The sequence below is a fragment of the Bacillus infantis genome (assembly GCF_050107595.1).
Classification (GTDB): domain Bacteria; phylum Bacillota; class Bacilli; order Bacillales; family Cytobacillaceae; genus Bacillus_AB; species Bacillus_AB infantis_C.
In genome coordinates, this window is record NZ_JBNILH010000007.1 from 234,456 (window position 1) to 246,410 (window position 11,955).

Sequence of the window (11,955 nt, forward strand, 5' to 3'; positions counted from 1 at the left end):
TCCAAAACGCCTTTTTAATAACTAGACGGCTACTGACTTTTTATTTGCTTTCTTTTCTCTGAGCCTTTTAATATCAAGGCGGATCAATAATGAAACGGCAAGCGCAACGGCGAAGAGTCCTGTGAAAACATAGAGGCTCTGAGAATAGCTCCCTGTCGTTTCCCTTACCCATGAAGCAAACATCGGTCCGGCCAGGCCGGCAGCAGCCCACGCTGTTAAAATATATCCGTGGATGGCACCAAGCTGTTTTGTCCCAAACAGATCCCCGATGTAAGCCGGTATGGAGGCAAAGCCTCCGCCATAGCATGTGTAGATGATGGCAAGGATAATCTGAAACAGCAGCGGATTATCAACCATGGTGACAAGCGGAAATGCAATGATCTGGATCAGAAAAAAGAGCGTATAGGTATTGGGCCTGCCGATATAGTCAGAGATCGATGCCCACCCGATCCTTCCGAATCCATTAAACGCGCCAAGCACACCGACAAGAGCAGCTGCCGCGGCGGCGGTAAGGCCGATGCTTTCCTGCGCGAGAGGAGACGCAGCAGAGATAATGGCTATGCCGCAGGTGACATTGATGAAAAGCATGATCCAAAGAAAGTAGAATCTTTTCGTTTTCACTGCCTCATTGGCTGTGAGCTGCGATAAATCTTCCCTTCCCTTTCCTTTTCGATCCCCTTTTCCTTCAAAGCCTTTCGGCACCCAGCCTTCCTTGGGCGGTGCCAGATAGAGAGAGGCAGCGATCATAATGATAAAGTAAGAGATTCCAAGGATATAGAAGGTACTCGCAATCCCCACAGAATTGATGAGGCTCTGCATGATCGGGCTGCTGATAAGGGCAGCAAATCCGAATCCCATGATGGCAAGCCCTGTCGCAAGTCCTCGGCGGTCAGGGAACCACTTTACAAGAGTTGAAACCGGAGCGATATAGCCCACACCAAGTCCTATGCCTCCAAGCACCCCATAAAAGATATATAATAGCATTAATGATTCCATTTGGATGGCAAGCCCTGAGCCTGTTATTCCTGCTCCAAAAAAAACGGCAGCCAATATTCCCGCTTTGCGCGGCCCGTATTTTTCAACAAAGTGGCCCAGAAATGCAGCTGAAAGGCCCAGGAATAAAATTGCCAGACTGAACGTAAAGCTGACCTCTGTTAAGTCCCAGCCAAATTCGCTGACAATCGGCTTTGTGAACACACTCCAGGCATATACCGACCCAATCGATATATGGATTCCCACTGCCGAAGCCGCAATCAGCCACCTGTTTTTGGTTTTTTCCATCACTCTATCTCCCTCCTCAATTAGAAAACCCTTTCATGAACAAGCATTGCTATATTCCCTTAAAAGCTTCATATCAAACAGAATAGTCAAATATTAGGTGGATTATATAAAATGGGCAAGGCAATGCCCTTTATTTTGCGCTGGATAAACAGTATTGAATTACCACGGTTTAAATTCTTGCTTTCTTTCTTATATATGCTAATATTTGTGGTAATTCAAGAGAACGGGTGAAAAGGATGAATATAAGTAAAGAAAGAAAAATTGTTCAATACAAAGGTGGGAAGCTTACAGAGGGTGCAGACCTGATAGCAGAAGAGTTCCCTCTCACCATCTTTATCAATGGCGAAGAATTTGCCACGATGGTTTGTTCCCCGGACGGACTGGAAGAGCTGGCGGTCGGATTCCTTGCTTCCGAAGGAGTCATACGCAGCAGCAGAGAGCTGACAAGCCTCCAGGTAGACAGCAGCAAGGGCTTTGCTTATGCCGAGGTAAGCAGGTACAGTCCAGCCTTAAAGCCGGCCCATTCCAAAAGATTCATTGGCTCCTGCTGCGGCAAAAGCCGCCAGTTTTATCTCCTCAGTGATGTAAATACGGCCAAGACCTCCACTTCAACCGCATCTCTGACAGCAGAGGAATGCCTGTCAGCGATGAAGCAGCTGCAGGAGGCGAGCATTGACTTCCGGCAGACCGGCGGTGTCCACAATGCTGCTTTATTCCAAGGTGACAGGATGATCATCAGCCGTACAGATATTGGCAGGCATAATGCTTTAGATAAAATCCTGGGATACTGTATAATAAATAAGATACCTGTACGGGATAAAGCGATTGCGTTCAGCGGAAGGATTTCTTCGGAAGTGCTTCTGAAGGCCTCCAAAATCGGGGTCGGCATCTTATTGTCCAAGTCCGCGCCAACCGGTCTTGCGATTGATCTTGCGGAAGATTTGAACATAACTGCCGCAGGGTTTATCAGGGGAAATTCCTTTAACGTATACTCCTGCCCGGAACGGATTACAGAAATTTAAAGGAGGCCATCCCATGCTCAAAGATAAACTAGACAGAAATCTGCGGGATCTGCGCATCTCCGTTACCGATAAATGCAATTTGCGCTGCACATACTGCATGCCGGCGGAAATATTTGGCCCCGGTTATGCCTTCATGCCGAAGGACCAGCTCCTTTCGTTCGAGGAAATAGAGAAGCTTGCGTCCGTTTTTGCGAAGGCATTTGGAATCCAAAAATTCAGGCTCACCGGGGGTGAGCCTTTAATGCGAAAAGATCTCCCCCAGCTCGTCGAGAAATTGTCCAGCATTCCCGGGGTTGATGATATAGCCATGACAACTAATGGAATACTGCTTCCCCGCTATGCAAAAGAACTGAAATCCGCAGGGCTTCGCAGGGTTTCCATAAGCCTCGATTCTTTGGATAATGACCTGTTCGGAAAAATTAACGGCCGCGGTATCAAGGTTGATCAAGTGCTGAAAGGCATTGATGCAGCAGCCGATGCCGGCTTAAAAGTAAAAATTAACATGGTTGTCCAGAAAGGCGTCAATGATAAGCATGTCATCCCAATGGCCAAATTCTTTAAAGAAAAAGGACATGCCCTTAGATTCATTGAATTTATGGATGTCGGCAACACAAATCAATGGAATATGGACACAGTTTATACAAAGAAGGACATCCTCCGCGATATAGCCGAAGTCCTGCCCTTCCAGCCTGCCCCGCCGAATTATCCGGGGGAAGTTGCAAAAAGATATGTATATGAAGGCTCAGAAGCTGAATTTGGAATCATCTCTTCTGTCACTGACGCTTTTTGCTCATCATGCAACAGAGCCCGTCTTTCTGCTGAAGGCAAACTGTATACATGCCTGTTTTCTTCTGCAGGGCATAACCTCAAAGAGCCGCTCAGGGCGGGTAAAACCGACGATGAGCTCCAACGCATCATCTCTGGTATCTGGAATGCCAGGGATGACCGGTATTCTGAAACAAGGGATGAGCTGAAAACCAGCCAAACTCCACGAAAGAAAGTTGAAATGTCCCATATTGGAGGCTGAATCCGGTCTCTATTACGTACAGGAGGATGCACAATGGCAGAACACCGCTTTGAACTAAAAGCCCACTGGCCCGGATTGCGCAATGATGCCGGGACGCTCAAGACAAAAGGGCTGTCGACCAGCATTTCCATCCCCCCGGAAATGGACGGGCCTGGCATAGGGACAAACCCGGATGAAATGCTCCTCGGCGCGGCCGCAACATGCTATATTATTACTCTGGCAGCCATGATGGAGAGAAGCAGGCTCGAAAAAGAGGACTTAACGATAGAATCTACAGGAATTGTTGATGTCACTAACGGGGTCATAACTTATAAAGAAATCATCCACCGTCCCCATATTATTTTGAAATCGGACGCGTCAGACCGTGACCTTCAGCTTGCCGAACGGCTTGCCCAAAAAGCTGAGGGATCCTGTATGATTTCAAGGGCTGTAAAAGGAAATGTGGAAATCTCACTTTATACGGATATAAAAAGAGCTGACTAAAGATAAAAAAATGCCCGGGAAACTGAACTGTACCACTATATGTGGCCAACTCAGATTTCCCGGGCATTTTTGAACTTGAAGAGTGCCTTATTTTTTCTTCAACTAGCTTAGCTGCTTTTTGAGGGCAAACTTTCTGATAGCTGCCGCCACTCCATCCTCAGTATTGGCTGCGGTCACTGCGTCGGCTGCGACCTTTACTGTCTCCTGGGCATTTCCCATTGCTACACCCCAGCCGCATTCCCTGATCATTGAAATATCATTCAGGCTGTCCCCGACAGCCATCACATGATCCATGGTTAAGCCAAGAAGTTCGCAGACCCTCTTGATGCCATTAGCCTTATTGACTCCAAGTGCATTGACTTCAATATTGGTCAGAGCGCTGTTCGTTATTTCCAGCTCTCCCCGTTCTGACAATGTCTGCAGAACCGTTTCCCTTGCCGCATCATCCTCAATGTTAAAACCGAACTTCAGCCATTCGTTTGACAGCAGATCCTCCGGCATTTCATCACGGTACACCTTCTCGCTGTTAACCGCCCAGAAGCCGGCTTTATGCTCTTTTGACAAATCCCACATCCAGCTGATCAGCTCCGCAGATACCGGATTCCTTTCCACAAGGCTTCCGTCCGGTCCCCAAATTTCCCCTCCGTTGATAGTCACCAAATAGGAGTCAAGCTCGAGGGAATCTGCGTGATCCCTGCAAGTAAGCCTTGTCCTGCCAGTACTTAACACCACTTTAATGCCTGCTTCAATGGCTTCCTTTACAGCTTTACGGTTTCCATCCGATACTTCGCCTTTTTCATTCAATAATGTTCCGTCCATATCCAATGCAATCAGTTTAATCTCTGGACTATCTTCTCTGTTTTGCAATGCGGCTCAGTCCTCTCTCGAATTATGTCTATATTATTATAATAAAAAAATGGCATGTCTATCCAATGATAGACTTCCCCGCTCTTTTTTATCCTATATATACTCTGCACCGGGAAGAAGCTCTGTCAGCCAATCTTAGCATAAACTTTACAAATTCTCTCCGGGCCAGAATGTTCCCCCAAGCTTCAGGACCTTTAGCTGTTCCTTGGGCAAGGCGAGCCTGTCCCATTCTTTTTCAAGCCTCTCCAATGCTTCAGGACCAGTATCATCTGCAAGGCGGTACGCACCATAATGCATGGGAATGAACAGCTTTCCTTTCAGCTCAAGAAAGGCTTTTACTGCATCCTCAGGATTGATATGGGAAACAGACATGAACCATTCCGGCTCATATGCGCCGATCGGCATCAGGATAATATCAAGCTTGTGCTTTTCCGCTATATCCTTGAAGCCCCTGAAATAGCCGGTGTCACCTGCAAAATATACTGATTGTTCTTCTTCAGGATGTTCAATGATCCAGCCTCCCCAGTGGGAGGTATTGGTGTCATTCAGGCCCCGCCTTGTCCAATGCTGGGCCGGGACAAAGGTAAGCTTGAGAGCACCCGCTTCAAAGCTGTCCCACCAGTCTGCCTCGTGGATATTCTTATAGCCGCGCTTAGTAAAAGCCTTCTTCAAGCCTGCCGGCACATAGAAAGCCGGATTCCCTGCAAGCTTTCTGATAGTAGGGAAATCAAGGTGATCATAGTGGCCATGAGATATCAGAACCATATCAATGGGAGGCAGAGAAGCGATGGGCATGCCAGGATCCGTCAGCCTCCTTTGCACCCCCATCCTCAAAGCCCAAACAGGGTCAGTGATCATATTCAATCCACCCCTCTGTAAAAGAAATGTAGAATGTCCTATCCAAGTCACTGACACGGACTCCCGGTTTTGCTTAAGCTTTTCCGTTTCCTTCTCTTCAGCCTGTGCTATCTGCGCATTTAAATCTTTCTTATTCCTCCGCCTCTCCCGCGACCAGCGCAGCATATCCCTGAACCCATGTTCATTTTTCACACCGTCATAATTTTCATATCTGGAGCCTTTCATCCCATTACCTTCCTTAACCGCCTAATATGGCTTTGATTCTTTTATTTTACTAGTGCGGCTGGGAAGCGGCAAAAGATTGCACTTTTCTGTAAAGAAAAAGACCGGGTATTTCACCCGGTCCAACTACTTCAAAGGCTTAGACTTAACATTCTCCCGCAGAAAATCGATGGCACTTCTGGTTTCATCCAGATAGGCAATGCTTTCATCATACTGCCGGGAAGCGGCACACATGAAAAGAATATCAATCACATGGAGCTGTGCGATCCTCGAGGAAGTTGCACCGCTCCTGAAAGTTGGCTCTTTTGTGGAAGATGTGAAAAGCCTGATGCCAGCTTGATCTGAAACGAGGGAGCTTCCGTACTTTGTAAGGGAAATTGTTACAGCGCCCCGCTTGTTGGCAAGCTCAAGTATTTTGGCAACCTCAAACGTTTTGCCTGAGAAAGAAATCCCAAACAGCACATCATCCGGCTTAACATTCGCAACCAGTGTGGCTGTCATATGGATATCAGCAAAGGCTGTAGCATGCTTATTGATGCGAAGGAATTTCTGCTGGGCGTCCTGCGCGATGATGCTGGAGGCGCCAACTCCGAAGAAATGTACAGTCTCAGCCTTCTGGATAGCTTCGACAGCCTTGGAAAGCTCCTCAGTGCTCAACAGGTCGGCAGTTTCCCTGATTGTCTGGATGCTGTTGCTCGACATTTTCTCAATGATTGAATGCTGTGATTCATTGGGCTCAATATCCCTGAAACCGGGGTGGTCGGTTTTCTGCAGATCTCCGGCAATCCTCAGCTTCAATTCCTGGTAGCCTTTCAGTCCAAGCGACTTGCAGAGCCTGATTACGGCCGCACTGCTTGTGGAGCTCCGCTTGCCCAGCTCACTGGCTGTCAATGCGATCGCTTCCTTTGGATATTCAAGGATGAAGGATGCAATTTTTTTCTCTGAAGGAGGCAGCTTTCCCAGCATTTCGGAAAGCATGACAAGCCCGCCATTAATAAAAGACATGGAATACCTCACTTGCATAAAATTTATTATTTATATTATAACGCCTTTTCCCTGTTCTATCATTTTTGAGCAGTGCAGAAGATGTAAAATGTGCTTTGCTGCTTCATTGCCTGCAAAAACCCGCCATGTTATGATAGACAAAAAGAAGTGTTGGAGTGCTTAAAATGTATATTGTCCATTCTACCTTTACCGTTCCGGCCGAAAAGGCCTCAGAGGTAATAGAAATCTACCATAACCGATCCCGGAAAGTCGATCAGTCCGAAGGGTTCAAAAAATTCCTTCTGCTTCAGAACAGCAAACGCCCGGGAGACATCACCGTCCATATGGAATGGGATACGAAGGAAAGTTATTTAAATTGGGTCAAAAGCGCCCAATTCAAGGAAATCCATGACCTTGAAAAGAAATACCCCGACCAGGAGCTTGCCGCGGTCATTCCAAAGGTAACCCAATTCGAGGTTGTTGGAGACTAGCACCTCAACCAGGACCCCCGCTCCAATTTTTGGAGCGGGGGTCACTTTCTGCACGGCATTAACTGAAGCTAAAGCGCCTTGATTACCCCAAGGAACGCAGACTAAGAATGCTGCCCTGCAGGAACGTCTTGAGGCCTCTGCTCATCTGCTGGATGTTGATCAAGTATTGATAATTATCCAAGTGGTTACAATTTATAATTTCCTGCCCAACAAAAAAGCTCCCCAAAAAGGAGAACTTCTATCATTATTTCTCACAAGCCCAATCGTCTTTATCACGGTCATGCCTGAAGCATAAGCCGGATGTGTGGATGGGACGCCGTTCGGATGCACCTTCCTCAGTTCGGTGCAGTTTTTGAAACTTTCCTGCTCATTTGGCACAGTGCCATCCGCCTTGTCTCCGGAACCCTGATCTTTCTTTGAACTTCCCGCTCCTTCTAAATCCCGACTGTCTAGATCTCCTTTGTTGTGCATTTTGCCCCCCCACAGGCCAGTACTGCTGCTCCGTGCTTCTCGCGCAAATTCAGCAAACAGCACACTGTATTTGACATCCGGATTGTACGTTGAAGGCTCTGCATAGCCATTCAGTATTAGGCGGGCAATAAACATTTTTAAGCGGATTTCCTTTTCGACAAAATCATCGGAAGGCACTTCCAGCCAGACAATCCGCAGAAAGCGGCCATAGCGGTCAGTCTCTGATACATCTTTTTGCAGCCATACTTTTTTGCCCTTTAGGCTCTCAGAAGTATATCTGCCGGCTTCTTTTCCGTACTCCTCCACCTTTGTAGTGACTCAGGAGTGTTTACCCCGATGAGCCTGATCCTCCGGCCGACAGCTAATTCCACGGTAGCCCCATCGACCGCTCTCTTCACAATTGCTTCTTCGAATCCAAGCTTGGCAGCTGCCTTTTCCCCGTTTGCCCGATTGTTTTCTTCTGCAGTATGCGAACCCTTTCCGCTTTCCTGTCCAGCCTTCTGCTATACATCGGACTTTTGCTTGCCGGATTTCAGTGCGCTCATAGTTTCAGTACAGCTGCTTAGCATCAGCAGCAGGAACGCTGCATAAATAATATTTAAGAGCTTCATTGAATATCACTGCCTTTTCATGTTGTAATCTCTTATGCCAGTATAACTTTCAAAGGCAGACAAACCTATAAAATGCAGTGGACAACTGTTATTTCCTGCGGATCCCAAAGCGGGCATTAATCTGCCCTTTTAGCATCTGCTCGCGGAGGTTCTCATCTTTGGCAATATTTTTTTTCAGATAATCGCTCCTGATTTCATCTGTTCTTACCCCTTCTTCCCTTTTGTTGGCAATATCAATGAGCTGTTCAACATCTGAGAAGGAATATTTCCTGCTCCCCTTTTCAGTTCTTTCGGGAAAAATAAGACTTCTTTCTTCATAATATCTGATCTGCCTCTCACTCAGTCCTGTCAGCTCGCTGACCACGCCAATTGAAATGACTTTTCTGTTTTTGTACGAAGGTTCTTCTTTCATACACTCACCCCGAATGCCTTTATCTTTCTTCCATTATATAAGCAGAAACAGATTTTTACAGAGTTATGTAAGAAAATCTAACATTAATTAACCCTTTTATGAAAAATCAGGCAGATTTTCTTACAAAGCACATGAAAATTCTCCTGCTTTTTTCTACACTATAAAAAACGAAAGAAAGGATGAGGACCGGTGCCATTTCTTCGCGAGGCAGTTGAGAAAAAGAAGAAGTATTTCATTCAGTTGCTCGTAAAAGGCGGTTTGCTCGATTCTTATGTAAAATCACTGACACTGACAGAACTTGAGGGAGAGTATAAAAAATTGCAGAGAGAAAGGGATTCCAACAAACACTGACTCGGAGGGGAAATTGGTGGAAAGAGAAGCAGCAGAACTTGCGAAGAAGATCATTGAACTTGACTTGCTCCGTGATGAAATTTGGGAAGTGCTCGCAGAACTTGCAGGAGACCGTGCCCACGAATTGCTCAGAATAGCCCAGAACAGCTGAGAAGGCATGGAACATGATTAAGTGCTGCTCTCAAGAAGGGTTATACACCTAAGCAGAAAGATGTACCTTGAGCGGTATAGGAGTGGTATAGGTGCCTGTCACCTATAAGAAAAGCGCAAGCGCCTTGGTCACCCCCGACAAGCACAAGACGATCCTCCCAGAAAGGAGTTCTTTGCCTTTATGGGAGGATTGGCTTGTGACCTCGAGGGGGTAGGCGCTGGAGCTAGACAGTGATCAAATTAGAAAAATATATATTTCTTACCTTGTATAAAAAAAGCCCGCGGCAGCGGGCTTTTTCTACAATGGAAGCAGTTCGATGCTTTCTTTTTTCTTCAGTCCTTCAACCATTGCGAGCCATTCGGCAGGCTTGTTGGAAAGGACGCTGTAATAGGTTTCAAGAAAATCTGCCGCAAGGGAAGCAGGTATTTCCTGCGCTTCTTCATTTGCGGGCATGAAGCACAGATCAAGACCTTTGACTGCTTCACCGTCATTCTTCCATGATGGGTGGACATATTCAAAATTCAGGCGTCTGTAGCCCAGATGTGAAAGCACTTCCCGGCGGACAAACGGATTCATCGCCTTCACCCCGCCAAACTCGTGGCTGCCGGCCTGATAAGGGTCATAAATCTCTGCAAACATTCCATAAAGCTCTTTGCCATTTTCCCTGGCAAGCCCTTCAAGGTCTTTCTGCCTGTTAACTGCAAGGAAGTGCCCGATGCTCAGGCCCGGCTTGCCGATGATGGTAAAATCGGTCATGGCGATATTCCAGTCAGGATAATAGCGGTACTCTGTTGCGCCTACCGCTTCGCCATCCTTGAGGGCAATAAACACCCTGATGCCGGGATCCTCAAGCGGTTCTTTCCACAATTCATATTCCAGCACCTCTTCCGGAGGGAAAACGTCCTTCATTAAATCATGCATTTTTACGAATAATGGATCCTCAATGCTTGTAATGCGGATATACTCCATCTGACACACTCCAAAAAAAGTTTATTTATTCTCCTGTTTAAAAGGATTTCTCCATTCCATCAGGCAAGCATAATCCAGGGATTCCTCATCCTCCAGATATCCGGCCGCTACAGCAAGGGGGACCCGGCCGCATCCCAGCAGAAATGAAAGGACCGGGTCCTTCAGTTCTCCAGCTGTAACCTTCCGGACATATTCTTCTGGCCTCATGAGCGCTGCATGCTTATGATAGCCCGGCATGCGCCCTCCCCCAAGCAGCCGCTCCAGCCCAAGGCCGATGACCGTATGATACATAGCCTGCATCAGAAGCTTGCCCAGGCCCAGTTTGCGGTATTTTGGACGGATGCTGATATCCACAATATATAAAGTATTTCCATTCGGGTCATGATTGCGGATATACCCTCCGTCTGTCACTTCTTCCCATGTGTGAGAAGGTGAAGAAGGGTCGAATTGGACGAGCAGCCCTGTCATTGAGCCGGCAAGCTCCCCATCAATCTCTATGCATAGCGCACCTTCCGGAAAGAGCGAAACATGGTTTTCCAGCTGCTCCCTGTTCCACCATAGTTCTTCTGGAAAAGGCGGCGGAAAGCATTCCGCCTGGATGCTGATCAGCTCAGGAAAATCTTTTCTTAGATAATTCCTGACTGCCGCCTGCAGCACCTTTTCACCATCCCGAACATAGAAACGGCTGTCGTATCCCATCTACTCAGCCTTCTATCCCGGTATTTTCCCAGTCTGTATACAGGTCATTGCGCCTGTCGCGCCAGGTCGTCACTGAACCTCTTTCCCTCACTTCATACAGCAGGCTAAGATCAAGGTCAGCAGTTACGATCATATCATTATTAAGCTCTCCTTCGGCCATGATGCCCTTTGGCGGAAACGGAATATCATTTGGCGTCAGGACTGCGGCCTGCCCGAAGTTGGCACGCATGAAGTCAACTGTTGGAAGAGATCCGACAGTGCCAGTCACAACCACATATACCTGGTTTTCAATCGCCCTTGCATGGCTGGTATAGCGGACACGGTGAAAGCCATGGCGGTCATCTGTGCAGGAAGGACAGAAAATCACATCCGCCCCTTTCGCTTTTGCCATCCTGACGATTTCAGGAAACTCAATATCATAGCAGGTAAGGACTGCAATGCGTCCCTTATCTGTGTCAAATACACTTAGGCCGTCTCCCTGGGACATATTCCATTCATGCACCTCAGTCGGCGTGATATGGAGCTTTGCCTGCTCCCCTATCCTGCCGTCCGGATAGAACAGGTGGGCCACATTGTACAATTTTCCATTTCGGCTGACAACATGGGTGCCTCCGATGATATGCATCCCTGTTTCAATTGCGAAACGGGAAAACAGCTCCCTGTACTGGTCTGTGAACCCGGGGAGTTCATTGATGGTCAGTCTTGTTCCCTGCTCACTCCCGATTGACAGAAGCTGCGTTGTGAAAAACTCTGGAAACAGGACGAACTCTGATCCATATTCCTGTGCTGTTTTTATATAATGTTCACACTGGTCAGCAAAGTCCTGGAATGAACGAATAGTATGCAAGTGGTATTGTACTGCAGAAACTCTTAATTTCATAAAAAAACCCCCTAAAAATTGATGGGCCAGCCTATCATGCACTATCTTTTTGATTATGGAATATTTTTTGCTTTTTAACAAGTACTCACTTTCAAGTAAGTTGGTTACTTCCCTGTAACTATCCTTCTTCAGCATCGGTCAAGGGCATTGGGTCTGCTGCAGAAGGAAAGCACAGA

15 protein-coding genes are annotated in these 11,955 nt (G+C 47.1%); 6 read left to right on the forward strand and 9 right to left on the reverse strand.

The features are described from left to right. Positions 1-21: 21 nt before the first annotated feature. Complete coding sequence (locus ACQCVH_RS16340) at positions 22-1,281, reverse strand: L-lactate MFS transporter (RefSeq protein ID WP_426836697.1); 1,260 nt, start codon at positions 1,279-1,281, stop codon at positions 22-24. A 236-nt stretch (positions 1,282-1,517) separates the two neighbouring features. Between ACQCVH_RS16340 and fdhD the strand changes: the two genes are divergently transcribed. The 3 genes from fdhD to ACQCVH_RS16355 are packed head-to-tail and all read left to right on the forward strand — an operon-like array spanning position 1,518 to position 3,813. Continuing rightward, the gene (gene fdhD, locus ACQCVH_RS16345; protein ID WP_426836698.1) at positions 1,518-2,303 is read left to right on the forward strand and encodes a formate dehydrogenase accessory sulfurtransferase FdhD; all 786 of its coding nucleotides are present in this window, start codon (positions 1,518-1,520) and stop codon (positions 2,301-2,303) included. 13 nt (positions 2,304-2,316) lie between these two features. Further along, positions 2,317-3,330, forward strand: coding sequence for a GTP 3',8-cyclase MoaA (gene moaA, locus ACQCVH_RS16350; RefSeq protein ID WP_426836699.1), 1,014 nt, complete (start codon positions 2,317-2,319; stop codon positions 3,328-3,330). Positions 3,331-3,363: 33 nt separating this feature from the next. Next, complete coding sequence (locus tag ACQCVH_RS16355; protein ID WP_426836700.1) at positions 3,364-3,813, forward strand: OsmC family protein; 450 nt, start codon at positions 3,364-3,366, stop codon at positions 3,811-3,813. Positions 3,814-3,915: 102 nt separating this feature from the next. Here ACQCVH_RS16355 and ACQCVH_RS16360 read toward each other — a convergent pair whose 3' ends face one another. From ACQCVH_RS16360 to ACQCVH_RS16370, 3 genes are all read right to left on the reverse strand, one after another. Further along, entirely contained in the window at positions 3,916-4,680 is a 765-nt protein-coding gene (locus ACQCVH_RS16360; RefSeq protein WP_426836701.1) for a Cof-type HAD-IIB family hydrolase, read from the reverse strand. Between the two features lie 147 nt (positions 4,681-4,827). Then, a complete protein-coding gene (locus ACQCVH_RS16365; protein WP_426836702.1) occupies positions 4,828-5,763 on the reverse strand; it encodes an MBL fold metallo-hydrolase in 936 nt (311 codons plus the stop codon). 123 nt (positions 5,764-5,886) lie between these two features. After that, positions 5,887-6,765, reverse strand: coding sequence for a MurR/RpiR family transcriptional regulator (locus tag ACQCVH_RS16370; RefSeq protein WP_426836703.1), 879 nt, complete (start codon positions 6,763-6,765; stop codon positions 5,887-5,889). A gap of 164 nt (positions 6,766-6,929) precedes the next feature. Between ACQCVH_RS16370 and ACQCVH_RS16375 the strand changes: the two genes are divergently transcribed. Further along, the gene (locus tag ACQCVH_RS16375; protein WP_224898169.1) at positions 6,930-7,235 is read left to right on the forward strand and encodes an antibiotic biosynthesis monooxygenase family protein; all 306 of its coding nucleotides are present in this window, start codon (positions 6,930-6,932) and stop codon (positions 7,233-7,235) included. A gap of 192 nt (positions 7,236-7,427) precedes the next feature. Here the strand turns inward: ACQCVH_RS16375 and ACQCVH_RS16380 are convergent, their stop codons facing one another. Together ACQCVH_RS16380 and ACQCVH_RS16385 are read right to left on the reverse strand one after the other, a co-directional pair. Continuing rightward, positions 7,428-8,012, reverse strand: a complete 585-nt coding sequence (locus tag ACQCVH_RS16380; protein ID WP_426836704.1) for a thermonuclease family protein — start codon at positions 8,010-8,012, stop codon at positions 7,428-7,430. Positions 8,013-8,405: 393 nt separating this feature from the next. Further along, positions 8,406-8,729 (reverse strand): MerR family transcriptional regulator, encoded by a 324-nt coding sequence (locus tag ACQCVH_RS16385; protein ID WP_426836705.1) that lies wholly within the window; start codon positions 8,727-8,729, stop codon positions 8,406-8,408. A gap of 189 nt (positions 8,730-8,918) precedes the next feature. Between ACQCVH_RS16385 and ACQCVH_RS16390 the strand changes: the two genes are divergently transcribed. Together ACQCVH_RS16390 and ACQCVH_RS16395 are read left to right on the forward strand one after the other, a co-directional pair. Further along, complete coding sequence (locus tag ACQCVH_RS16390) at positions 8,919-9,080, forward strand: hypothetical protein (protein ID WP_426836706.1); 162 nt, start codon at positions 8,919-8,921, stop codon at positions 9,078-9,080. A 16-nt stretch (positions 9,081-9,096) separates the two neighbouring features. Then, positions 9,097-9,231: a hypothetical protein gene (locus ACQCVH_RS16395; RefSeq protein WP_426836707.1), complete on the forward strand. Its 135-nt coding sequence runs from the start codon at positions 9,097-9,099 to the stop codon at positions 9,229-9,231. A gap of 297 nt (positions 9,232-9,528) precedes the next feature. Here the strand turns inward: ACQCVH_RS16395 and ACQCVH_RS16400 are convergent, their stop codons facing one another. Genes ACQCVH_RS16400 through ACQCVH_RS16410 form a run of 3 tightly spaced genes read right to left on the reverse strand, consistent with a single transcriptional unit; the run spans position 9,529 to position 11,779 of the window. Beyond that, positions 9,529-10,200 carry a GNAT family N-acetyltransferase gene (locus tag ACQCVH_RS16400; RefSeq protein ID WP_426836708.1) on the reverse strand — a complete coding sequence of 224 codons (672 nt, stop codon included), beginning with the start codon at positions 10,198-10,200 and terminating at the stop codon, positions 9,529-9,531. 21 nt (positions 10,201-10,221) lie between these two features. After that, positions 10,222-10,899, reverse strand: a complete 678-nt coding sequence (locus ACQCVH_RS16405; RefSeq protein ID WP_426836709.1) for a GNAT family N-acetyltransferase — start codon at positions 10,897-10,899, stop codon at positions 10,222-10,224. Positions 10,900-10,903: 4 nt separating this feature from the next. Beyond that, on the reverse strand, positions 10,904-11,779 hold the full coding sequence (locus ACQCVH_RS16410) for a carbon-nitrogen hydrolase family protein (RefSeq protein WP_426836710.1): 876 nt from the start codon (positions 11,777-11,779) through the stop codon (positions 10,904-10,906). Between the last annotated feature and the right edge of the window lie 176 nt (positions 11,780-11,955).